The sequence below is a fragment of the Winogradskyella sp. UBA3174 genome, from assembly GCF_002364335.1.
Taxonomy (GTDB): domain Bacteria; phylum Bacteroidota; class Bacteroidia; order Flavobacteriales; family Flavobacteriaceae; genus Winogradskyella.
In genome coordinates this window covers 68,564-93,116 of the sequence record NZ_DEXW01000066.1, presented here as the reverse complement: position 1 = coordinate 93,116, position 24,553 = coordinate 68,564, and the positions used below count along the sequence as shown (strand labels likewise).

Annotated in this window: 20 protein-coding genes and 1 pseudogene; 16 read left to right on the top strand and 5 right to left on the bottom strand. The window is 32.9% G+C overall.

The window, feature by feature from the left end; all coding sequences use genetic code 11:
* The 3 genes and pseudogenes from B2U95_RS13530 to B2U95_RS13520 form a co-directional block, all read left to right on the top strand.
* Positions 1-162, top strand: a pseudogene (locus B2U95_RS13530) (aldehyde dehydrogenase family protein); the annotation flags it as partial.
* Between the two features lie 232 nt (positions 163-394).
* Entirely contained in the window at positions 395-1,768 is a 1,374-nt protein-coding gene (locus tag B2U95_RS13525; protein ID WP_296317084.1) for a DUF1800 domain-containing protein, read from the top strand.
* Between the two features lie 2 nt (positions 1,769-1,770).
* Positions 1,771-2,958 (top strand): DUF1501 domain-containing protein, encoded by a 1,188-nt coding sequence (locus tag B2U95_RS13520; RefSeq protein ID WP_296317082.1) that lies wholly within the window; start codon positions 1,771-1,773, stop codon positions 2,956-2,958.
* Positions 2,959-3,166: 208 nt separating this feature from the next.
* Here B2U95_RS13520 and B2U95_RS13515 read toward each other — a convergent pair whose 3' ends face one another.
* The 3 genes from B2U95_RS13515 to B2U95_RS13505 all read right to left on the bottom strand — a co-directional run bounded on the left by B2U95_RS13515 (position 3,167) and on the right by B2U95_RS13505 (position 6,052).
* Positions 3,167-4,300 carry an ATP-binding protein gene (locus B2U95_RS13515; RefSeq protein ID WP_296317081.1) on the bottom strand — a complete coding sequence of 378 codons (1,134 nt, stop codon included), beginning with the start codon at positions 4,298-4,300 and terminating at the stop codon, positions 3,167-3,169.
* A gap of 33 nt (positions 4,301-4,333) precedes the next feature.
* The gene (locus B2U95_RS13510) at positions 4,334-5,083 is read right to left on the bottom strand and encodes an SDR family NAD(P)-dependent oxidoreductase (protein ID WP_296317080.1); all 750 of its coding nucleotides are present in this window, start codon (positions 5,081-5,083) and stop codon (positions 4,334-4,336) included.
* Between the two features lie 105 nt (positions 5,084-5,188).
* Positions 5,189-6,052, bottom strand: coding sequence for an aldo/keto reductase (locus B2U95_RS13505; RefSeq protein WP_296317079.1), 864 nt, complete (start codon positions 6,050-6,052; stop codon positions 5,189-5,191).
* A gap of 302 nt (positions 6,053-6,354) precedes the next feature.
* Here B2U95_RS13505 and B2U95_RS13500 point away from each other — a divergent pair, with 302 nt between their 5' ends.
* The 13 genes from B2U95_RS13500 (at position 6,355) to can (ending at position 22,861) form a co-directional block, all read left to right on the top strand.
* The gene (locus B2U95_RS13500; RefSeq protein WP_296317077.1) at positions 6,355-7,356 is read left to right on the top strand and encodes an AAA family ATPase; all 1,002 of its coding nucleotides are present in this window, start codon (positions 6,355-6,357) and stop codon (positions 7,354-7,356) included.
* 83 nt (positions 7,357-7,439) lie between these two features.
* A complete protein-coding gene (locus B2U95_RS13495; RefSeq protein WP_296317075.1) occupies positions 7,440-8,306 on the top strand; it encodes a DUF58 domain-containing protein in 867 nt (288 codons plus the stop codon).
* A gap of 7 nt (positions 8,307-8,313) precedes the next feature.
* Complete coding sequence (locus tag B2U95_RS13490) at positions 8,314-10,023, top strand: hypothetical protein (protein WP_414727681.1); 1,710 nt, start codon at positions 8,314-8,316, stop codon at positions 10,021-10,023.
* Positions 10,023-11,027 carry a vWA domain-containing protein gene (locus B2U95_RS13485; RefSeq protein WP_296317072.1) on the top strand — a complete coding sequence of 335 codons (1,005 nt, stop codon included), beginning with the start codon at positions 10,023-10,025 and terminating at the stop codon, positions 11,025-11,027. The genes B2U95_RS13490 and B2U95_RS13485 overlap by 1 nt, the downstream gene beginning before the upstream one ends.
* Complete coding sequence (locus B2U95_RS13480) at positions 11,020-12,057, top strand: vWA domain-containing protein (protein ID WP_296317071.1); 1,038 nt, start codon at positions 11,020-11,022, stop codon at positions 12,055-12,057. The genes B2U95_RS13485 and B2U95_RS13480 overlap by 8 nt, the downstream gene beginning before the upstream one ends.
* Before the next feature lie 65 nt (positions 12,058-12,122).
* Positions 12,123-12,941 (top strand): tetratricopeptide repeat protein, encoded by an 819-nt coding sequence (locus tag B2U95_RS13475; RefSeq protein ID WP_296317069.1) that lies wholly within the window; start codon positions 12,123-12,125, stop codon positions 12,939-12,941.
* A gap of 54 nt (positions 12,942-12,995) precedes the next feature.
* Positions 12,996-14,765 carry a BatD family protein gene (locus B2U95_RS13470; RefSeq protein ID WP_296317067.1) on the top strand — a complete coding sequence of 590 codons (1,770 nt, stop codon included), beginning with the start codon at positions 12,996-12,998 and terminating at the stop codon, positions 14,763-14,765.
* Position 14,766: 1 nt separating this feature from the next.
* Complete coding sequence (locus tag B2U95_RS13465; RefSeq protein WP_296317065.1) at positions 14,767-15,516, top strand: tetratricopeptide repeat protein; 750 nt, start codon at positions 14,767-14,769, stop codon at positions 15,514-15,516.
* Between the two features lie 217 nt (positions 15,517-15,733).
* Positions 15,734-17,182, top strand: coding sequence for a proton-conducting transporter membrane subunit (locus B2U95_RS13460; RefSeq protein ID WP_414727680.1), 1,449 nt, complete (start codon positions 15,734-15,736; stop codon positions 17,180-17,182).
* Between the two features lie 3 nt (positions 17,183-17,185).
* The gene (locus B2U95_RS13455; protein WP_296317062.1) at positions 17,186-19,504 is read left to right on the top strand and encodes a DUF2309 domain-containing protein; all 2,319 of its coding nucleotides are present in this window, start codon (positions 17,186-17,188) and stop codon (positions 19,502-19,504) included.
* A gap of 92 nt (positions 19,505-19,596) precedes the next feature.
* Complete coding sequence (locus B2U95_RS13450; protein WP_296317060.1) at positions 19,597-20,130, top strand: universal stress protein; 534 nt, start codon at positions 19,597-19,599, stop codon at positions 20,128-20,130.
* 214 nt (positions 20,131-20,344) lie between these two features.
* Positions 20,345-22,207, top strand: coding sequence for a SulP family inorganic anion transporter (locus tag B2U95_RS13445; protein WP_296317058.1), 1,863 nt, complete (start codon positions 20,345-20,347; stop codon positions 22,205-22,207).
* A gap of 12 nt (positions 22,208-22,219) precedes the next feature.
* Positions 22,220-22,861, top strand: a complete 642-nt coding sequence (can, locus tag B2U95_RS13440; RefSeq protein ID WP_296317056.1) for a carbonate dehydratase — start codon at positions 22,220-22,222, stop codon at positions 22,859-22,861.
* On the opposite strand, the gene B2U95_RS13435 is transcribed toward can, so the two are convergent.
* Together B2U95_RS13435 and B2U95_RS13430 are read right to left on the bottom strand one after the other, a co-directional pair.
* Positions 22,858-23,820: a sodium-dependent bicarbonate transport family permease gene (locus B2U95_RS13435; protein WP_296317054.1), complete on the bottom strand. Its 963-nt coding sequence runs from the start codon at positions 23,818-23,820 to the stop codon at positions 22,858-22,860. The genes can and B2U95_RS13435 overlap by 4 nt on opposite strands.
* Positions 23,821-24,010: 190 nt before the next feature.
* A complete protein-coding gene (locus B2U95_RS13430; RefSeq protein WP_296317052.1) occupies positions 24,011-24,520 on the bottom strand; it encodes a CvpA family protein in 510 nt (169 codons plus the stop codon).
* Between the last annotated feature and the right edge of the window lie 33 nt (positions 24,521-24,553).

Here is a 24,553-nt window from a genome sequence, read left to right as displayed (position 1 = left end):
TCTGGTGCTGAGATTGGTGGTGCTTTTGGAGGTGAAAAAGAGACTGGTGGTGGACGTGAGTCTGGATCTGATGCATGGAAAGTGTATATGAGAAGACAAACAAATACCGTTAATTATTCTGATGAATTGCCTTTAGCACAAGGAATTAAGTTTGATTTGTAAGTAGAATTAAGTTTACATATTATCAAAGCCGTTTCGAGAGAAACGGCTTTTTTTTTTAACATTTTGTGTCGTAATCGTTTCTTGGAAATTGTATCTTAGACTCTTAAATATAAATTATAAACTTAAAAGTAAACTTACTCCAAAACTTCTATTATGTTGTTTTCCATTTATATTTTTAAAAATATGGTTTCTTTTTTATTAAACCAATATTGATTATTTTAGTCTAAAGGTTATGAAACAAAAAGAACTTCAACATTTATATTGGCGTGCAGGATTCGGAACTAATCCTAATACACTAGCGTCTAATAATAAAGACAGAGCAACTGTTGTTAATCAACTTTTTGAAAATTCTAAGACGACTTCTCAACTTCGTATTGATTTATCCTATTTAGACGGAGTAAGACCAATAGACCTTAAAAACTATCCAAAATTAGCAAAAGAGATAAAAGATAAAGGGAAAAAGAAAATTTTAGACCTTAATTATACTTGGATTAAACAATTAATAAACCCACAGGAATTACTAAGAGAACGTATGACGCTCTTTTGGGCCAATCATTTTGTGTGCAGAGACAGAAACCCCTTATATGCTCAGCAATACAATAATATACTTAGGTATTTTGCGTTAGGTGATTTTAGAGACTTTGTTAAAGCTATTTCTAAAGAAGTAGCAATGCTTAGATACTTAAACGGAAAACAAAATAGAAAAAATAGACCTAATGAGAATTTTGCACGCGAATTAATGGAGTTATTCACTTTAGGTGAAGGCCAGTATTCTGAAAAAGACATTAAAGAAAGTGCAAGAGCTTTTACAGGTTACAACCATAATTTTGAAGGAGATTTTATTTTTAAGCAGTTTCAACACGATACTGAAAATAAAATATTCCTTAACAGCATTGGGAAACATGATGGTGACGACATTATCGATATTATATTAGAAGACAGACAATGTGCGCGTTTTATTTCAGATAAAATCTATCGTTATTTTGTAAACCCAAAACCGAATAAAGAACATATCAATGCTATGTCTGATGTGTTTTATAAAGATTATAATATCGAAAATCTAATGCGCTTTGTATTTATGGCAGATTGGTTTTATGATGAAGAACACATAGGTGTTAAAATAAAATCACCTATCGAATATTTGGTAGGAATGGCAAATACAGTACCTATTACATTTGAAAGAGAGCGCGACCTTTTAAAAATCCAGAAATTATTAGGACAAACGTTATTAGACCCACCAAATGTTGCCGGATGGAAAGGAGATAAAGCATGGATTGATGCAAATACAATTATGGTGCGTTTAAAATTGCCATCAATATTGCTTAATAATGCTATGATTTCTTTAAAAGAACAAGGTGATTTTAATGATAATTTTAGATCAGAATTATTTAAGCGTAACAAAGGAAAATTACCATTTAAAACATTACCGAATTGGGATGTGTTTTCTGAAAAATTTGAATCTATTAAGACAGAAAATCTCGAAACGTATATAATTCAAGGTGGCATAAATAAGGGAACATCAGACTATTTAAAAACACTGAATAAAGCTTCTAAACGCGATTATTGTATTCAGTTAATGTCGTTACCAGAATATCAAATGTGTTAATTATGGACAGACGAAAATTCATTAAAAATTCTGCATTAGCAAGTAGCTTATTCTTTGTACCTAGTTTTGTAAAAGCATTAGAGTCTGTGGCAACTGAGCGTTTAGGATATAAACGTTTAGTTATTATTCAACTTGCCGGAGGAAACGATGGGCTTAACACTATAATACCGCATAACAATGATTTGTATTACAAAGCCAGACCAAAATTGGCAATTACGAAAGGTGTTATAAAGCTTAACGACGATTTAGGGTTTCATCCAAGTTTAGCTCCATTACGAAACTTGTTTGATAACGGGGAACTTTCAATTATAAATAATGTTGGCTATCCAAACCCAGTAAGATCCCATTTTAGGTCTATGGATATTTGGCAAACCGCAAGTGGATCAGCTGAGTATTTACAAAGTGGTTGGTTAGGACGTTACTTAGATACCCACGGTAAAAAACCATACAATGCCATAGAGATAGATGAGCAATTAAGTCTAGCAATGAAAGGAGATCATTTTAATGGTATTGCAACAAGCGATTACAAAATGTTATACAATACATCTAAAGACCCTTACTTTAAGAAAGTCCTTAACCACTATAACGATGCCCATTTAAGCGAACATAATTTAGGCTATTTGTACCAAACGATGATAGAGGCAAAGTCTTCTGCCAATTACATTTACGAGACCACTAAAGTAAAACTAACACAGCAAACATATCCACAAAATAATTTTGGAAAGCAGTTAAAAAATGTAGCACAATTTATAACCTCTGGTTTAGATACAAAGGTGTTTTACACCTCTTTAAATGGGTTTGATACGCATGCTTACCAAGCTAACAGACAGAAACGATTATTGTCACAATATGCTGAAGGTGTTTCAGCATTTGTTAACGATTTAAAAAACAACGAGGCTTTTGAAGATACTTTAATCTTAACTTTTTCTGAGTTTGGAAGACGTGTAAAACAAAACGCAGCTAATGGTACTGACCATGGTTCTGCAAATAATGTCTTCATCATCGGTAAAAATCTTAAAAAAGCAGGCTTCTATAATAATTTAGCGAGCTTAAATGATTTAGATACTAATGGCGATTTAAAGTTCGAAGTAGATTTTAGGTCTATTTATTCAACAATTTTAAGTCAATGGATGAATGTCTCTACAGAAGGCATTATTAATTCTAAACACGATTCACTCTATTTTATTTAAAGCAAAAAACCTTGTCTCAAATTCGGCTTTCGGCCGAGAGAAACAAGGTATATAATTGATTAATAGCACTTCAAAGATGCGTATTATATTAGTTTGTCATATATTTTTTTGATGAATGGTAAAAAAAAATGTATAATCTGTAGCAGATTTATATTTCTCTCGTTTAGATGCAAAAAATAAGGATGAAAATCAACGTAAACCCGACCAACTAGCTATAGCGTACTTTTCTTAAAATTCTAATCGTTTCTTTGTAAGAATGATAGAGTTGATTGTTATGTTTTTTCATGTAAGGTTTTGCATATTCTAATTTTAGTAAAGCATCTTCAAAACCGTTGAGGTAACAGATGAGATAACTAGCAGACAGATTCTGTAAATCGAGTTCATCATTTTTTGTTAATGAAATACCTTTTTCTAATTTTTCTAAAATTGCATTATTGGTATTGTAAATATGATGTAATACTTTCTTATCAAATTCTGGTGGTTGAAACACAAGGTTAGCTTCGATAGAATAATGAGCATTATTTTCAAAGTGAATTATAGTTTCTTCAAGTTTGTAATATTTGAATGCATCCTGAAGACCTAAACGTACATATTCTATAATCGTAAATGAATCTTCAGTATAAGAAATCGAAACTTCATCTAAAGTTGAATAAAATAAACGCACTTGCTCATTAATAAGTTCTATATCAACTCTAGAGAAAAAGACTTCATCCTCTAGCGGCTTTCTATCTCCAGACCAACACAACACAAAATACTCTTTAAAGACTTTATACTGCGGATTAAAATCGTTGCGTTTGTTCATAAAATCAAACACACCATCGAGTGTTAATTGAATATTATTTTGTGCATGATTTTCAATTGCCGAAACAATTTTAGAGTTAACGTCTTTAATTTCAATATCAAAAACCTTAGGCATACTAATGCTACCATCTCTAAAGAATACAGAGCCACCAAAATATTTCCAAATGTTTTTTCTTAGTGAGGTAATTTCATCAATGGCTCTTATGGTAACTAAACCCACAACTTTATCATCTGGTAAATGCGGAAACGGAATATTTTCGTATTGTACTATTGGTGGATTTGTGAGATAAGCATTTATAAGATTTTGAATTTTACTATCATCAAAAAAATCGACACCTGTAATAGTATTATCCTCATCTTCAACACCAATGACAATAAAAGAATTGTTTTTTGGGTTACTATTAGATAGCGCACATACGTGTTTTAAAAATTTAGCTTTGCCTTCTTTAAAGCTAATGTCAATCTTTCGTTTTTTGTCATAGAAACTGTTCTCATCATTGTGAGCTAAAAGATTTTTAATAAGTAGTCTCTTGTTTATCATACAACTTCCGGAGAAAGCAGGAATCTTATTTATTTAAGTTTTCTTCACAATAGTAGAACTAGCCTGAGCAGTACAAAACATTAATACATCAGCAATATTTACATGAGCTGGTCGCGATATTGCAAAGTAAATAACATCAGCAACATCTTCTGCCTGTAATGCTTTGAAACCTTTGTAAACATTTTTAGCAGCAGCATCGCCTTTAAATCTAACTTCAGAGAATTCCGTTTCTACTAAACCAGGATTTATTGCACCAACCTTAATTCCAAATGGATTCAAATCTATTCGCATACCTTCAGTAATTGCTAAAACGGCATGTTTACTGCCACAATAAACACTCCCTTTTGGATAGACTTCTTTACCTGCAGAAGATCCAATATTAATAATATGTCCAGATTTTCGTTCTGTCATGCCAGGCATTACTGCCTTACTTACATAGAGTAAGCCTTTTACATTAATATCCATCATAGCATCCCAATCATCTAGATCGCCAGTTTGTATCGGGTCTAAGCCATGTGCATTACCTGCATTATTTATAAGAATATCTATGTTTTGAAACTCTTTAGGAAGTGAGGCAATAGCTTCTAAGGTTTTTTCTCTGTCGCGTACATCAAAATTTAGAGTATGGACATCAGTTTCTTTTGATAATGCTTTTTGAATACTATCTAAGCGTTCTTGTCGTCTACCACACAATATTAAATTGATACCGTGTTTGGCGAATTGGTTTGCAGTTGCACGTCCTATGCCACTTGTTGCTCCTGTAATTAATGCTGTTTTTTTCATAATTCTGTCATTCCTGTGAATGCAGGAATCTTTTTATTTGAAATTCATTTTTTTTTAGACTTAAGCATCTGAGTGATCAACTGTTTACTGTTACTAAAAACCAAATTAAGGCACTTTATGACCTTGGCTAGCGACCAAAATAGAGAACCAATCTTCTAATTCTAATTCAATTTTTGTGGCAAGCATAGATTGCGTTAATCGTTCTTTATTTGTTGTACCAACTACAGGAGTAATGCCAGAAGGATGTTTTAAAATCCAAGCTAGTAATAACTGATCTTCAGTAGCATTATATTTATCCTTTAACTCACCGAGCTGTTTGTGAATACGTCTGGTTTGCTCGTTATCTTCTTTAAAAACACTACCTAATGGAGACCAAGCCATCGGTTTAATACCATTTGTTTTTAAATAATCGAGCGTACCATCAAGCATCGCGGAATGTTGCGTTAACGAAAACGCTATCTGATTTACATCAATATCTATTCGCAATCCAATCATTTCCATTTGTGACGACGTAAAATTAGATACACCAAAATCTCTAATCTTACCCTCTTTTTTTAAAATTGTAATGGCCTCTGCAATATCTTCAGCATTCATTAATGGGCTTGGTCTATGGAGTAACAATACATCTAAATAATCTGTGTTTAGATTATTCAATGATTCTTCTACAGACCATATAATATAATCTTTACTGTAGTTGTAGTGCTTAACGGTATTATTTCTTTTTTCGCAAACGTATTGAATTCCGCATTTAGAAATTAGCTCAATATTATTCCGTTTTATACCAGAATCTTTAAAGGCTTTACCAAAATCTGCTTCTGTGGAGTATGCTCCATAGATATCTGCATGGTCAAAAGTGGTAATACCATTTGAGATGCAATGATGCATTAAAGCATCCATTTCTTTTGTTGAAAGTTGTTTTCCCCAAGCTCCCCAAGTCATGGTGCCTGCAATTATTTTAGAGTAGCTCAATAGATTTACAGTTTATATAGATTTTTATGTAATTGGTGTATAAAAATACTCAAAACTCAAAGAAAGAAGTATCATTGGCTTCTATAAATTTAGAATCGCAAACTTTCATAAATTTTTTATGAAAAAAAGATAAATTCAATATTAATTATCTTAATCCATAATTATAAATAGAAAAAAGAGTAGTACTTAGGTGTTACTCTTCTTTTTTAACCAATTGTTAACAGCAACTAACGAATAATTTTAACATTTTGCATCTTCGTAAAAATTATTAATAATAGTTTCGCTTATAAACCTTTAAAGTCATGGAAGAATCGAGTACAATTGATATTAAATCAATTAACGAGAAGATAGAAAAAGAAAGTGCATTTGTAGACTTACTAACCTTTGAAATGAATAAGGTCATTGTTGGTCAAAAGCACATGATAGAGCGCTTATTAATTGGCTTATTGGGTCAAGGTCACATTTTATTAGAAGGTGTGCCAGGTTTAGCAAAGACTCTAGCTATTAATACACTATCAAAAGCTATCGATGCAAGCTTTAGTAGAATACAGTTTACGCCAGATTTGCTACCTGCAGATGTGGTTGGTACACTGATTTTTAATATGAAAGAAAATGATTTCACTATTAAAAAAGGACCAATATTCGCCAATTTTGTATTAGCAGATGAGATAAACAGAGCACCAGCAAAAGTGCAATCTGCACTTCTTGAAGCCATGCAAGAAAAACAAGTAACCATTGGAGACGAAACTTATATTTTAGACAAACCATTTTTAGTAATGGCAACCATGAATCCTGTTGAGCAAGAAGGAACCTATTCTTTACCTGAAGCGCAAGTAGATCGTTTTATGCTAAAAACTGTAATTGATTATCCAACAATTGCTGATGAGCAACAAATAGTAAGAGCAAATTTAAAAGGCACTTACGATAAAGTAAATCCTGTGGTTTCTATTGCTCAGATTCTAAGTGCACAAAAAGCCGTTAGAGAAGTTTATATGGATGAAAAAATTGAGAAGTATATTCTCGATATTGTTTTCGCCACACGTTATCCAGAAAAATATAAACTTGGGGATTTAAAACCCTTAATTTCTTTTGGGGCATCTCCTCGTGGAAGTATTAATTTAGCCACAGCTGCGAAGTGTTATGCCTTTATAAAAAGAAGAGGTTACGTAATTCCAGAAGATGTGCGTGCGGTAGTCCACGATGTATTACGTCACAGAATAGGCATTACTTATGAAGCTGAAGCTGAGAATGTCACTTCAGAAGACATTATAAATAAGATTGTAAATGAAATCGAAGTACCATAAATAGTCATCAGTTTATCAGTAATCATCTGGCAGTTGCTTAATTTAATTCTGATTTTAATAACTATACACTGCAAACTAAAATAATGGATACTAAAGAACTTCTAAAAAAAGTACGAAAAATAGAGATTAAGACACGTCGTTTGTCTGATCATATATTTGGAGGTGAATACCACTCAACCTTCAAGGGTCGTGGTATGACTTTTTCTGAAGTCCGCCAATACCAATTTGGTGATGATGTAAGAAATATAGATTGGAATGTTACTGCAAGAACCAATCAGCCACACATCAAAGTATTTGAAGAAGAACGTGAGCTAACTATGATGCTCATGGCAGATGTTTCTGGTAGTAAACTTTTCGGAACTAAGAACCAATTTAAAGACGAAATTGTTACAGAAATAGCTGCAACTTTAGCGTTTTCCGCAACACAAAATAATGATAAAATTGGATTGATTTTATTTTCAGATCAAATTGAATTATACATTCCGCCTAAAAAAGGACGCTCTCATGTACTTAGAATTATACGAGAATTAATAGAATTTAAGCCAAAAAGTAAAAACACGAATGTTGCAGAAGCTTTTAAGTTTTTGTCTAACGTAATGAAGAAAACTGCGATTGTTTTTGTCTTGTCTGATTTTATAGCAGATGATTATAAACAGAATTTAAAAATAGCAGCAAGTAGGCATGATATTACTGGTATTAGAGTTTATGACCAGCATGAAGAGGCGATTCCTAATATAGGAATGGTGCAGATGGAAGATGAAGAGACAGGAGAATTACTACTTGTAAATACAGCCTCTAAAAAAGTAAGACAGGATTATAGTACGTTTTATCTAGAAAAAGTCAACTATTTTAAAGAGACATTCACTAAATCTGGTGCTGGTACAATTGATTGTCGTGTAGATGAAAGTTACGTAAAAAAACTACTAGGTTATTTTAAACGAAGAGGATAAACGAATGATGAATTACGAATTGCGAAATAAAAAAAAAGAATTGAAAAAAGACTCAGCCATAAATAAGAGGTTAGCTGTATTTTTTTCTGTGGTCTTTTTTCTTTGTGCTTTAACGTCATTCGCTCAAGTAAAAATAGAGGTAGATACAACCAAGATAAGAGTTGGTGAACAAATAAATTATAAAATTAAAGTTGAAGCAGATTCTTCAGAATTAGTTGTTTTTCCAGAAGGGCAAACGTTTATGCCACTAGAAGTTGTTGAAGCTTTAAAAATAGATACCACAAAAAAAGACGCTAAGTTTTTATTATCTAGAATTTACAAACTCACGCAATTCGATTCAGGCTCATACACTATTCCAAGACAAAAAATTATAATTGGCGAAAAGCCGTTTTACACAGACTCACTTCGTTTAGATGTAAACACGATTGAAGTTGATACTACTAAACAGAAATTATTTGATATTAAACCAATTATAGAGGTAGATAAAAGTAGCAGCACTTGGTGGATATGGCTTCTTGGAATTCTGTCAGCTATTGCTTTAGTAGCATTCTTATTATATTGGTTTATATGGAGAAAGAAGCCTTTAACAGAGGAAGAAGAAATTGCATTATTACCACCTTATGATCGTGCGCAGTTAGCGTTAAAAAAACTCGATGAGAGTCAATATTTAATACGTGCTGAGGTTAAAGAGTATTATTCACAACTAACCTTTATTATAAGAAAGTACCTAGATGAGAAAGTATATGATCGCGCATTAGAAAGTACAACAAGTCAGCTTATATCGAGACTTCAACTTTTAAAAGACGGCAATCAAATAGAGCTTTCAAAAGACACTATTAAAAATATTGAATCCATACTAATGCGTGCCGATTTAGTGAAATTTGCAAAATCTGCACCAGATACAGCGCTTGCCGAAATGGATAAAGCTACGGTTTCTAAGGAAATAGATGTTGTAAAAGCAAGTTTGCCAGAACCATCAGAGGAAGAAAAAATACTAGATGTGCAATACCTAGAGGCACAAGCCAGTAAAAAGAAACGTAAAAAAATTATTTTAACGGTAGCTATTTCTGTTGTCTTATTAATAGCAACATTTGTTGGTTTTGGTATTAAATATGGCTTTGGTTATGTTAAAGATACTATTATTGGACACGAGAGTAAAGAATTGTTAGAAGGCGAATGGGTAAAAAGTGAATATGGTTTTCCGCCAGTTTATATTGAGACTCCACGCGTATTAAAACGTATAGTTTCTCAAGTACCAGATGGTGATGAAGAGCAAATGACTATGACAAGTTTTAGTTATAGCACTTTGATTAATGTCTTTAGTGTAACGGTTAATACAACAACACTCAAGGTGCCAAAACAAGAAGCTCAAACTAAAGAGACTGAGAACCCTACGTTCGATTTATTAAAGTTTTCTGAGGCTGGTATTCAAGGATTCGAATCTAAAGGAGCTACAGATATCACCGTAAAAAGAGATCAGTTTATTACACCAAATGCAGCAGAAGGGCTAAAAACATTTGGGACATTAAATATAAAAATTCCAGATACGGAATCCATTATGAGTGCTGAGTATGCTTTTTTTCAGTTTTCAAATGAAAATATCCTTCAGCAAATTATATTAACGTGGGCACAAGACGATGTATATGCAGATGAAATGATACAACGTATTATAGATTCTATAGAATTGAAACCAGATGAAGAAGAACCTCAAGACTAATGTTTGAAAATATAGAGTTTTTAAATAAAGGATTTTTTTGGCTGCTATTGCTTTTGCCATTAGCGTTGCTTTGGTATGTGCTTAAGTATAATAAGCAAACGGCTGAACTTAAGATTTCTAGCACTAAAGGATTCAAAGTAGCTCCTTCTATTTGGTCTAAGTTGAGACATGCTATGTTTGTCTTACGTATCATTGCATTAGCATTATTAATTACAGCATTAGCAAGACCAAGAACGGTAGACGTATCCACTAAAACAAAAACAACGAGAGGAATTGATATAGTAATGGCTATAGATGTGTCTGCAAGTATGTTGGCAAAAGATTTAAGGCCTAATCGTTTAGAAGCATTAAAAGCAGTAGCAGCAGATTTTATTAAAGGACGGCCAAATGATCGTATTGGTTTGGTTGAGTATGCTGGTGAAGCATATACAAAAACACCTATAACAACGGATAAATCTATTGTATTAAGATCTCTGAGAGATATAAAATATAACACTATTATTGCAGGAGGAACAGCTATTGGCATGGGCTTAGGGACAGCAGTTAATCGTTTAAAAGACAGTAAAGCAAAAAGCAAGGTTATTATTTTACTAACAGATGGTGTTAACAATTCTGGCGCTGTAGATCCTAAAACGGCGAGTACTTTGGCTGTAGATACTGGGATTAAAGTTTATACCATCGGATTAGGAACAAACGGAATGGCTTTGTCACCGATGTCAATGAATCCAAACGGTTCGTTTAGGTACGGTCGTCAGCAAGTAGAAATCGATGAAGAATTATTAAAAGACATCGCGGATGTTACAGGAGGTAAATATTTTAGAGCGACCAATAATAAGAAGCTTGCTGAGATTTATGATGAAATCAATAAGCTAGAAAAGACAGAAATCGAAGAAAAAAAATATTATAATTACGACGAAAAGTACAGATCATTAGTACTTTTAGCAGGTTTGTTATTACTAATAGAACTTATACTAAGAAATACAATATTTAAAAGCTTTGTTTAGACTCGACGAAAAAATATGGTTTTGGACATTATTGGTTATTCCAGTAATCATTTTATTGTTTGTATTCCTTCAGGTTTGGAAACGTTCTGCACAACGTAAGTTTGCAGATAGCACCTTATTAAAAAGATTGAGTCCAAACCAATCAGTATTTAAAAGTGTACTAAAAGTAGTAGTGCTTTGTGGTGCTTTTGCATGTTTTTCTTTAGCATTAGTAAATCCAAAAATAGGAACCAAATTAGAAACCGTACGTAGCCAAGGCGTAGATATCGTTTTTGCAGTAGATGTCTCCAAAAGTATGCTTGCAGAAGATATTAAACCTAATCGTTTAGAAAAATCTAAGCAGTTGGTAAGGGAAATTATAAATAGTTTAGCCAGTGACAGAATAGGTATTATTGCTTATGCAGGTAAAGCTTTTCCTCAGCTACCTATCACCACAGATTATGCTGCTGCAAAGATGTTTTTAGGAAGCATGAATACAGATATGATGTCCTCACAAGGAACTGCAATCCATGAGGCTATACAATTAGCTACAACCTATTATGATGACGAAGAACAAACTAATAGAGTTTTAATAATAATATCAGATGGTGAAGATCATGGTGGCGAAGCTGTTGATATAGCAGAAGAGGCAAGCGACCAAGGGATTAAAATCTTAACAATTGGAGTCGGTGACGTTAAAGGTGGGCCAATACCTATAAAGCGCAATGGCATAGTTCTCAATTATAAAAAAGATAAAAACGGGGAAACTGTAATTACGCGTCTAGATGAAGCAATACTAAAAGAAATTGCAGAAGAAACTAATGGTGTGTATATTAATGGAAGTAATACAGCAGATGTTGTAGAATCAATAAAGGATGTTTTAAATTCTATGGATAAAAAAGAATTTGAATCTAAACAAATTGCAGATTTTAAGGATCAGTTTCAATGGTTTCTTGGGTTTGGTATTTTATTGCTTTTTATTGATATTTTCTTTTTAGAACGCAAAACAGCTTGGCTTAAAAGGTTGAATCTATTTAATGAAGATTTATAACTTTTAAAGTTTATTTAACGCAACTCTATATTGGGTTTGCTAACTTTAGATTAAAAATTAGTAAAATGAAGTTTTACACAATTATAATTATTTTAATGGTTGGTTTTTCTGGGTTTTCTCAAGACGTAGATAAAGCACAATTAAAGGCTCAAAAAAACGCAACAGATTTTGTTTATAAAGCGAATGAATTAGTTGAAAGTGAAAATTTCGTAGAAGCAGAAATGGAATATAGAAAAGCAATTTCTAAAGCTCCAAATAAAGCTGTTGGAGCTTACAATTTAGGGCATTCCTATTACAAAAAAGGAAGTTTTGATGAAGCACTTTATAGAATACAAGAAGCGGCGAAAACTGCAAAGACTAAAGATGAGAAACACAGAGCATTTCATAATATTGGTAATATTTTAATGCAAAATGATATGTGTAAAGAAGCCGTTGAGGCATTTAAAGATGCTTTAAGAAATAACCCAAGTGATGAAGAGACGCGTTATAACTTTGCTTTAGCTAAAAAATGCGCAGAAGAGCAAAAAGATGGTGGAGGCGAAGATGATAAAGAAGATAAAGATAAAGAAGAGGAAAAAGATAAAGAAGACGAACAGAAGAAGGAAGACCAAAATAAAGATAATAAAGACGAAGGAGATAAGGATAAGAAAGAAGGAGATAAAGAAGAAGATGAAAACGGTAAGCCTAAAGACGATAAAAAAGATGATGGTAAAGGTGAGAATGATAAAAAAGATAAAAACCCAAAACAAAAACCAGGGCAAATGTCTCCTCAGCAGATAAAGAATATTTTAGAGGCCATGCAAAATCAAGAGCAAAAGGTTCAAGAAAAAATGAATGCAGAAAAGCAAAAAGGAGCTAAGGTGAAAACTGATAAAGATTGGTAAAACGAATTTTGATTTATAATACCATCGAATCTAGGGTCTCAAATTGCCAATAGAATGAAATTCATAAAACATATATCAATATTATTACTTCTACTTGCTACAAGTCTCATAACTGCACAGGTGAAATTTGAGGCTAAAGTGAGTAAGAAGAAGCTAGGTGTTAATGAGCGCCTTCGTATTGATTTTGAAATGGATAAGGATGGTGATAATTTTGTGCCGCCAAGCTTTACTGACTTCGATGTGGTAAATGGGCCAATTACTTCAGTAAGTAATTCGTGGTTTAATGGAAAGCGATCTTATAAAAAAACATATAGTTATTTTCTGTCTCCAAAAAAACGAGGGCGTTTCAAAATAAAACAAGCACTAATTGAAATTGACGGAGAAACATTTAAAACATTCCCAGTTACAGTTAATGTAGTCGCAGCAGTAGATAGACCAAATGGACCACCTAGCGCTGCAGATGTTGCTTCGGATAAAATACATTTGGTTGCTGAGGTTTCAAAAGCCAATCCTTACTTAAATGAGGCTATCACAGTGGTTTACAAGTTATACGTGTCGCCAGAAATTGGTGTTAGTAATAATTGGAGAGAAAAGGATATTCCTAGATACAACGATTTTTGGAGCCAGAATATAGAAATTAAAGGGCTTAAGATTCAAAATGCTAAATATAAAGGTGAAGATTATCGTTATGTAGTTCTAAGAAAAACAGTGCTCTATCCTCAAAAAGCGGGTGCTCTAAAATTAGAACCTTTAGTAATGGACATTACAGTAGAGGTACCATCAAATCGTGTCGATATTTTTGGTGCACAATTAATGACCAAAATTCCACAAGTCGTTACAGCAGGTAATAGAATTATAAATGTTAAACCATTACCAGAACAAGGTAAGCCTTCAGATTTTACAGGTGCTGTAGGTAATTTTAATTTTAAGGTTACTACAACTAAAACGGCTTTAGATGCAACGGAGTCATTACAAGCTAAAATTGAAGTTTCTGGTAAAGGAAATTTAAATTTATTTGAATTACCTAAACTAACGACTCCAAGTTCTTTAGAGGTTTATGAACCAGAACATAAGGAAAACGTAAGGACTAATTTAGGCGGAATGCAAGGTGCAATTTCAGATACTTATACAATAGTGCCTCAGTTTAAGGGTAAGTATCCTATCCCTTCTGTGTCGTTTTCGTATTTCGATTTAAAAACAGAAAGCTATAAGCGCGTCACTTCAGATGAAATAGTTATAGATGTTTTAAATGGCCCATCAGCTAATAGCAATGATATTAATAGTGCTGTAAATAAAAAAGAGGTCGTTAGACCAAATACAAATACATTTGCGTTTATTAAAACAGCTTCAAATTGGACTAGTATTAATGAAACTCAATTTTTTAAGTCTACTTTATTTTGGTTATTGCTATTATTACCATTTTTATTAATTCCAACAGCTATAGTCCTAAGGAGAAGTAAAGATAAGAGAGATGCAGATGTTAGTGGTAATCGTATTAGAAAAGCAGATCGTTTAGCCAAAAAATATTTGAGTAAAGCTAAAAAAGCATTAGGGCAAAAAGAGCCGTTTTATATGGCTTTAGAGAAAGCATTGCATAATTATCTAAAGGCAAAACTAAATATAGAAACTAGTGATTTTAGTAAAGAGAAAATAGAGATATTACTAAAACAGAAACGTGTAGACCAAACTGTGTACAATGAGTTTATTTCAATTTTAGAAAATTGTGAGTCGGCACGTTATTCACCGATTACTAAAGTAACTATGCAGAATGACTTCGATAAAGCGGCGAAAACAATTTCATTAATCGATAAACAAATAAGATAGTATGCGAGCGATTATAATTGTTTTAGTATGTTGTTTTAGTCTTTTAGGGTTTTCCCAAAATAACCAATATTTTGAGGAGGCTAATGCCTTATATAGTAATGGTAAGTATGCTGAAGCGATAGATAAGTATGAATTTATTTTACAGTCTAAAGACCATTCTGCCGAATTATACTTTAATTTAGGAAATGCTAATTACAAGCTTAACAATATAGCACCAACTATATATTATTATGAGAAAGCATTACAATTAAGTCCAAATGATAAGGAAATAAAAAAGAACCTATCATTTGCTCAAAATATGACCATTGATGCTATTGAAAAAACACCAGACGTCGGTTTTTCTAAGATTGTTAAGCGTACCGTAAACATCTTTGGGACTGATGCTTGGGCAAAAATAGCTATAGGTGGAGTTATTTTATTCGTATTGTTTTTTTTAATGTATCATTTTTCCTTTTCTACATCCAGAAAACGTATTGCGTTTATAGTAAGTGTTTTGAGTTTGCTTGTAGCTTGTTTTTCTGTTGCTATGGCATTTCACAAGGAAAACTTTGAGAATAACAATAATCCTGCGATAGTTTTTGTTCAAGAAAGCAAAGTAAAAGCAGAAGCGAATAAGACTTCTGAAGAAGTATTTAGGCTGCACGAAGGCACTAAAATTCAGGTAATAGAGACTTATGAAGATTGGAGTAAAGTTCAACTTTCAGATAATTCTACAGGCTGGGTGCCTTCAAAAGATATTAAATGGTTATAAATTGTATAAACATAGTTTAAAAAAAGAGCATTTATAAGATGCTCTTTTTTTTTGTTAGACCCTGTTATGATTGGGTATAGTGCTAAAAGCATAAATTATTATTATGGTATTTATTTAATATATAAATAAAAATTAATGAAATAGTTTTTTAACATTTGCCTTGTGATTTGAGAATATATCTTAACTCATTATAAAAAGAAGTGAAACGTTTTCATTTATGTCTACAACCAATCATCTAGAGAACCTAAATAAAAATTCTCTTTTATCTCAAATATTAATTCCATTGACTTGGTTCATGTTTTTGGGGAGTACAGCTTTAATGGTTTATTATTTCTCAGCTTTTCCAAGCTGGAGCATTGGAGATTTTTTTCAAATTAACGGTTTTAGTATTGTTATTTGGACTGTTGTAACCTTCTTCAGTGCTATTGTTCAAATGTATGCTACTAATTATATGAAGGGTTTCAAAAAGAAACAAAGTTTTCTTTTGTATTGCTTAGCTTTTTCATTTTCTGTAATGCTTTTCGTGATATCAAATAACATTATCTTGATAGTTCTCTTTTGGTTATTGATGGGTCTAATCATGTCCAAATTAATAGGTATAGATTCAGAATGGAAAGAAGCACAACACGCTTCAAAATTTGCGAGACTTAATTATGTAGCGGGTTCATTGTTTTTAGCGATAGCTATTGGAATCTTAGCTTATAGTACTGGCACTTATACTAAAAATGAAATACTAGCAAATTTAGATACAGTACCACAATGGATGAGTACTGTTTCTGCGTTGTGTATTATTGTTGCAGCGATTATTCAATCTGCTATTTTTCCTTTTCATAGATGGTTATTATCTGCAATGACGTCACCAACGCCTGCTTCAGCCTTAATGCATGCTGGTTTTGTAAACGGATCTGGTATTTTGTTAACTTTATTTGCACCATTATTATTTACGGCTAATGTCCTTTTATTAATTTTTATTATCGGAGGTTTAACAGCCATTATTGCACAATTTAGTAAGCTAATGCAAGTTAATGTGAAACAGAAATTAGCATGTTCTACTATTGCACAAATGAGTTTTATGGTAATGCAATGTGGACTCGGTTTCTTCACGGCTGCAATTACACACCTTATCCTTCACGGGTTTTATAAGGCCTATTTATTTCTTTCCGCAGGAGAAGAAATTAAAAACACTTTGCCAAAAAAGCCAGAAGCCATGGTTATTAAACCTTTGCAAGCTATAATCATTACGATTTCGGCAGTGTTAGGAGGTTTACTTTTTGGATATATTACAGGAAAAGGATTAAGCTTAGACAGTGGACTCTTCCTCACGTTTATTGTAGCCATAACTGTTGGGCAGGTCGTATATAACATATTAAACCAAGCAAGTTTAGGTGTTATGCAAAAACTGTTAGTAACACCATTAATGATAGTTGCAGGTATAGCAGTTTATGCACTCGTCTTTAATGGCGTTACAATATTAATGCACGATATGCCAATGACAAACAGGCCTATTACCTTAACCCCAATACATATCATATTTGGTGTCATCTTCTTAATTGGCTTCTACATTATGTTATCTGGTAGGTACAGAAAAATACCATGGCTCTATGTAAAGCTTATGAATATTTCACAACCATTAAGTAAATCTATCATTTCTTTTAAGACCAAATAAGTTATGACTAAGCAAGAACAAATTTCACTAAATATAGAAGCGGCTTCACAACGTATTGGTACAACTTGGCCACTATATTCTTTTGTAACGTCTAACCCATTATCAGGCTACGAGAAATTACATTTTGCAGAGGCAGTCCAAGAAGCAGCAGGCTTTTTAAAATCTAATGTTTACCCTAGTGCTGATATTTATAGACAAGCTTTCGAAAAAAATGACATTGATAAAATGCTTTTGCAAGATATGCTTAAAGAACAGCAATTATCAGAATCGCCAGAAGTATATTTAAAACAGATGGAGAATGATGAAGCTGTGACTTCAGAAAAGACAACGTCTAAATTAGATGTCATTATGGCGAAATGGTTAGCCGCATTTATGGATGAAGGTTTAGCGGAATGGCAAATGCCTAATAAAGAGAAAGGGTTTTATGCTGCTTGGAGAGCTTTGGCAGTTTACGATAACGCTATGGGTAAATTGAGTTTGAAGCAATTACCTAAAACTAGTATTGAAGCTTTAGAGCTCGTTTTAAGCACAAATAATGTTGCGAATTACAACCACATATTTAGTGCGCATATTGCAGCTTTATCTGGTTGGACAGGTTATATAAAACACCGAATAGATACCAACTCAGTTTGGCAACAACAATTCCCAATAACTATTGAAGATTATCTGGCGGTAAGATTAACTATTGCTAATCAGTTAGGAATGCCATTAGAAATAGCAACTAAAACTAATGGGAATGATCTTAATATGAAGTTGAAACACCTTTGGCTTAAAGCTTGGGAAGCGACATTTCAAAACCGATTGGTTTCAGATTTAAAGCTTAATAATATCAGTAGTACTGATACTATCGAAGAAAAGCAGTTGCCAGATGCTCAATTGGTGTTTTGTATTGATACTAGATCCGAAATGATACGTCGTAATGTTGAAGCTTCAGGAAATTATGAAACTTATGGTTATGCTGGCTTTTTCGGAATTGCAGCAGATTACCAACATTACCAAGAAGACATTAGCATTAAATCTTGTCCTCCAATTTTAGGTTCACCTTATAAGATTACAGAAAATCCAAATGAAGCATTAATACAACAAGATAGAGATTTTAAAGATGAGAAAAAGATAGCTAAGGCAAAAACGCATATCTTAAAACGTCTTAAGAATATGTTACCATCATCTTTTGGTTTTGTTGAGGGAGCAGGTGCATTTTATGGATTGTCATTAATTGCTCAATCTTTTGCACCAGGTTCATATTTTAAAATCAAAAACAGAAATAAACGTAATTATGAATCTTTTTGTGATCCAATTATTTCTTATAATGGAGGAGATAAAAACAAACAAGATGTTGCAGTTGACGAAAAAGTAGCGATTGTAAAATCAGGATTCGATTTAATGGGTTGGGACGATTTTGCTCCTTTAGTAGTTTTTGCAGGTCATGGAAGTCATACCGCTAATAATCCATTTGGATCTAGTTTAGATTGCGGTGCCTGTGCTGCAAGTCCTGGAAGACATAATGCCAGACTTTTAGCAACATTAGCAAACGACAAAAATGTAAGAGAGGCTCTAAAAACAACACATCTCATTAATATTCCGGAGGATACAGTTTTTATTGGTGCTGAGCATAATACAACAACAGACGAAATTGTAATTTTTGATGCCTTAGTGCCAGAAACACATCAAGATCGTTTAGCTATTTTAAAGAAAGATTTAGAAAAAGCTCAAGAAACAGCAACTTCAGAACGTTTAATGGTAGCTTTAGGAAGTGTAGAGTTAGCGAATAAGAAATCTCTAAATTGGGGAGAAACCAGACCAGAATGGGGTTTAGCAAAAAACGCAGCTTTTATTGTTGGGTCTAGAGACTTAACCGCGTCAATGAATTTAGATGGGAGATGCTTTTTACATTCTTACAATTGGAAATCGGATCCCGAAGGTGATGCATTAGCAGGTATTATGGGTGGACCAATGGTGGTAACACAATGGATTAATAACCACTATTATTTTAGTACAATTGATAATGAAAAGTTTGGAGGAGGTACAAAAATTACGCATAATATTACGGGTCAATTTGGAGTCGTACAAGGCAACGGAGGTGATTTAAAAACGGGATTACCACTACAATCACTTAAAGCTTCTGATACTGAAATGTACCATCAACCTTTGCGATTAACGGTTATTATTAATGCGCCTTTAGGCTGTGTAGAATTAATTCTAAGAAAAAACAAACATCTTCAAACTTTACTAGATAATGAGTGGATGTATTTAAAGGTAATCGATAGTAATAATTCTAACCAATTTATGACTTACAAGAAGGATTATAATTGGGCTTTTTAAGAAGCAAATTCTTCAAATAATGGAATAGAAAAAACTGAAAGCACTTGAGATGACTGCTTTCTAAATATTAGAATCTAGAAAACAAAACTATTATGAAAAACGATAAGTATAAAATATTAGTACTTTCAGATTTAAAAGAAAAGTCAGCTCAGGCTTTGAGTTATGCGGCTAAATTATCTAATGAGATTGACGCGAATGTTGAGTTATTTTACGTGAAAGAGGCAACAGAGATTATGCAGACAGAAAACCCATTATCTGCGATGCGTATTCTGAGCGAAGTTTGTAATCAAACAGACAAAAAAGTAAAAGACTTAGTGACTCCAATTTCAAAACAAAACTATATTAAAATTAAGACAACTTTTGCGTTTGGGAATGTTAAAAATGAAATTAAAAATAGCATTAATATGTCTCAACCAGACATGATTATTATGGGGGAAAGAAAGCAAAAAAGATTTAATTTTCTCGGAGATAATATTACCCGTTTAGTTAAAAATAATTTTGAAGGTGTTGTATTTGTAGCAACAGATAAGACTATTTTAGATTCTAAAGGTAAAGTGTCTTTAGATAATTTAGGATTAAAAAATAATATAGCTAATTATAATGTTAAAGATGAATTAATGGCTTAGATTAAGTTTTTTAAATAATTTATTAGTAGGCCTCTATTTACATAATAATTATGTGATAGAGGTTCTTGTATTTTAGGTTTTATTTAATTTCTAAATAAAGTTGTAGGCTCGATTTTTCTTAGTTTAAAAAATTAAGTTAACTTGGAACACTTATGTCGTATTAAGTATACAGAAATTCTAAGAACTTCTTGCGACTGAGTATAAATACAACCTAATGAAATCATTTTTTAGTAACCTCAAAGGCGATGTCTTTGGTGGTATAACTGCTGGTATAGTAGCACTTCCTCTAGCATTGGCTTTTGGAGTATCCTCTGGTCTTGGACCAGAAGCTGGTTTATATGGTGCTATTTTTATAAGTTTCTTCGCTGCACTTTTTGGAGGAACAGCTACACAAATTTCTGGACCAACAGCACCAATGACTGCTGTGAGTATGGTTATTATTGCTGGTATTGTTGCTGCAAATGATGGTAGTGTAGAAAAGGCATTACCTGCGATCTTAACTGTATTCTTGTTAGCTGGTATTATGCAGGTTGGCTTAGGACTCATCGGTTTAGGTAAATATATTAGATACATTCCTTACCCTGTGGTTTCCGGGTTTATGACTGCCATCGGAGTTATTATTCTTTTAACTCAAATCTTACCTTCAATAGGTTATTATCCTAAAGAAGATGAAGCTTTTGTGGAACAATTCAAACCACAAGCCGAAGAGGTTATACTTGAAAACATATTAAAAGATGAGGCTGGTGAAGGTATTTTAGTGCTCGAAAATTTTACTGAAACTATAAAAAGGGCGAATAGGATTTCGCCAGATGATATTTTAAATGAATCTCAAACCTTAGCAGCAAAAGAAGCATCTGGTACTATTGGAGCTCTAAAAGTGTTACCAAGAGCTCTAAAAAACATAAATTGGCTAGAGCTTATTTTGGCGTTAGGAACCATATTTATCATTTATGGTTTTAAGCGCATTACTAAAGTTGTTCCAAGTACATTAGTAGCACTAGTAGTTATGTCGGGTATAGCCTATGGTTTTAATTTGGGGTATCGCCCAATTTCAGAAATTCCTGGTGGTATTCCTGTTCCTAAGTTAGAAATGTTTACGAGTTTCAGTTTGGGAAGTATTACACCGTATATATTTACAGCATTGACACTAGCGCTATTAGGTGCAATTGATTCATTATTAACCAGCGTTGTTGCAGATAACATGACTAAAACGAAGCACAAACCTAATAGGGAGCTGATTGGTCAAGGTATTGGAAACAGTATTGCTGCAATTTTTGGTGGTATTCCTGGTGCAGGTGCAACGATTAGAACCGTAGTAAATATTAATGCAGGCGGAAAAACAAAGTTATCTGGAATGATTGCAGGCGTTATGCTATTAGTAATTATGTTAGCTTTAAGTGATGTCGCATCAGAAATTCCGGCAGCAGTTTTAGCGGGTATTTTAATTACAGTTGGTATAGGTGTAATGGATTATAAAGGATTGAAAGCCATACCTAGTTTACCCAAAGACATTAAATTAGGACCCTTAAAGTTGAGTTCTGAAGTCCTAATAATGTTGATTGTTTTAGTGTTATCTACGTTTTGGGATTTAATTTATGCCGTAGGTATCGGTTTAGTAATTGCCTCTTTAATGTTTATGAAGAAAATAGGTGATTTAACAGCAGAACGTTCTGACGTTAAATCTTTAAAAGAAGAATCCTGGCCAGATGAAGCTAATTTTCCTACTAATTTAAAAGAGGAAGTTTTTATTAAACACCTCAAAGGACCTTTGTTTTTTGGTTCTACTTCAGATTTTCAGCAATTAACGATGCAAATTCCTGATACAGCATCTATAGTTATTTTGAGATTAGGACGCATGCAATACATGGATCAATCTGGTTTATATGCCATGGAAGACATGCTACTAGAATTAAAAACACGACAGGTTGATGTATTATTTGTAGATTTATTACAACAACCAAGATATATGATGGAACGCATTGATATCATTCCAGATTTTGTTCCAGAAGATCATATTTTTAAATCATTTAAAGATTGCTTATCTTGGATAAAACATAATATAAAAGATACGCACTAAAACACTAACAAGATGCCAAACACATATTATAATAAGCTGCTCAGTAATAATAAAGATTGGGTAGAAGAGATGACTTCTAAAGATAAAGATTACTTCGAAAATTTATCGAAAGGGCAAAAACCGCCTGTATTATGGATTGGTTGTGCAGACAGTAGAGTACCTGCCAATGAAATCACAGGTACGCATCCTGGCGAATTATTTGTACATAGAAATATTGCTAACATGGTAGTGCATACAGATATGAATATGCTTAGTGTTTTAGATTATGCAGTAAACCACTTAAAAGTACAACATGTTATAGTTTGTGGTCATTACGGTTGTGGTGGAGTACAGGCTGCAATGCAAAATAAATCGCTTGGGCTTATTAATAAATGGATAAGAAATATTAAGGAGGTTTATAAAGACAATCTTACAGAACTTAAAAAAATAGATTCAGAAAAAAAACGTTTTGATCGTTTGGTAGAACTAAATGTAAAAGCACAAGTTTACGATTTAGCTAAAACATCTATTGTTCAACAGAAGTGGAAAGACAAAAGCGGACTTCAAATACACGGCTGGGTTTACGATCTTCACGATGGTATTATTAAAGATTTAAAGGTTTCTATGGAAAGTGCTGAGCACTTAAATGATGTCTTTAGACTAGACCTTGATTAAGTCATCTGAATAAATGCATAATAAATAGGCATTCCTATGGTGATATTGAATGGAAATGTAATTCCTAAAGCCATAGGAATGTATATTCCGGCGTCTGCTCTCGGCTCGGCTAGTTTCATAGTTGCTGGTACAGCAATATAAGAAGCACCTGCTCCAAGTATCGCAAACAATAAACGGTTTCCTTCTACCTCGGTTACAAAACGACTTAGATAAGCAACTAGCAATCCGTTAATTAGAGGAACTACTATAGCAAATACGAATAGCGCAATACCATGTTTTTTAAATCCTTTAATTCGTTTGGCTGTTACCATTCCCATTTCTAGAAGAAACAATGCTAAGAATCCTTTAAAAATATCGGTTGTAAAAGGTTCAATCCCTCTTGCTTGAGTCGCATCTGCAATAAGCCCAATCACTAAACTACCAATTAGAATTAGTACGCTTCCACCGGTAAGAGAGTGTTTTATAATAGAGCCCATTGAACTTTCTTTAGACTTCATTTTGTCATTAACCATTATTAAAATAACACCTACGATAATTGCAGGTGACTCCATAATAGCCATAATAGCAACCATATGGCCACCAAAAGGGATGCCTTGATTTTCTAAAAAGGATACTGCCGTTACAAAAGTTACTGCACTTACTGATCCATATGCAGCAGCTATAGCACCAGCATTTGGCACTCCAACTTTTTTCTTTAAGGCATAAAAAACATATATAGGTACTACCGCAGATAAGGCTATTGCAAACAAAATAGAGTTTAATATTTCAGCATTAAACTCGCTATGCGAAAGCTCTTGGCCTCCTTTAAAACCAATAGCAAATAAAAGATATAATGAAATAAATTTCGAAGAGGATTCCGGTATAGTTAAATCACTTTTTACTAGTGTAGCTATGATACCTAATATAAAGAATAACAAAACAGGATTTGTAATATTACTAATTAGTACATCAACATTCATAAATCAGCTTAGTTTTTAAAAACGCAGTAAAAGTAAAGGGATATATTCATAAAGTTTTATATAAATTTATTATCTAGTGTATTAACTTTATTTATGAATTATACCGCACATTAATTAAAGGATTTTAAAGACCAATTTTGATATTTTACGTTCCGAAGTTATAGAATGCGTTGTGTAGGACAGATGATAATTAAGCTTTATCAGTTACAGCGTCGTCATCACTTTTTATAAGATTAGGAAAAATCATTGGAGCTAACGATTTTACAGGTTCATAGAGCATACTTTCTTCCAAATCTTCTTGTTCCATAAAAGGCAAAGTATTGTTTAATTTATTGAATACTAGTAATAAAACACTAAGTATTAAGCCTATTTTGAGTGCGCCAAAAACACCACCTAGGAGTTTATTTAAAATACCTAAAGCTGCAAAATCGGCTAATTTTGTTAGTGCTTTTCCAGCTAAACTAATGGTCAAAACAATAATTACAAATGTGATTGCAAAGGCTATAATATTAATTGTTTTTTCGTTCCAATCTACTTTAGATTCTAAAAAACCAGCAGCAAAATAACTAAAGTGAATTGCTCCATAAACACCCAAAACTAAGGCGACTAAAGAAGCGACTTCAACAAAAAGCCCTTTCATGGCTCCACGAATAAGCCCAAATAATAGAAGGGCTCCTAAAACAATATCAATGATGCTCATAATCCTAGTGGTTTAGGCAAATATAAATTAACT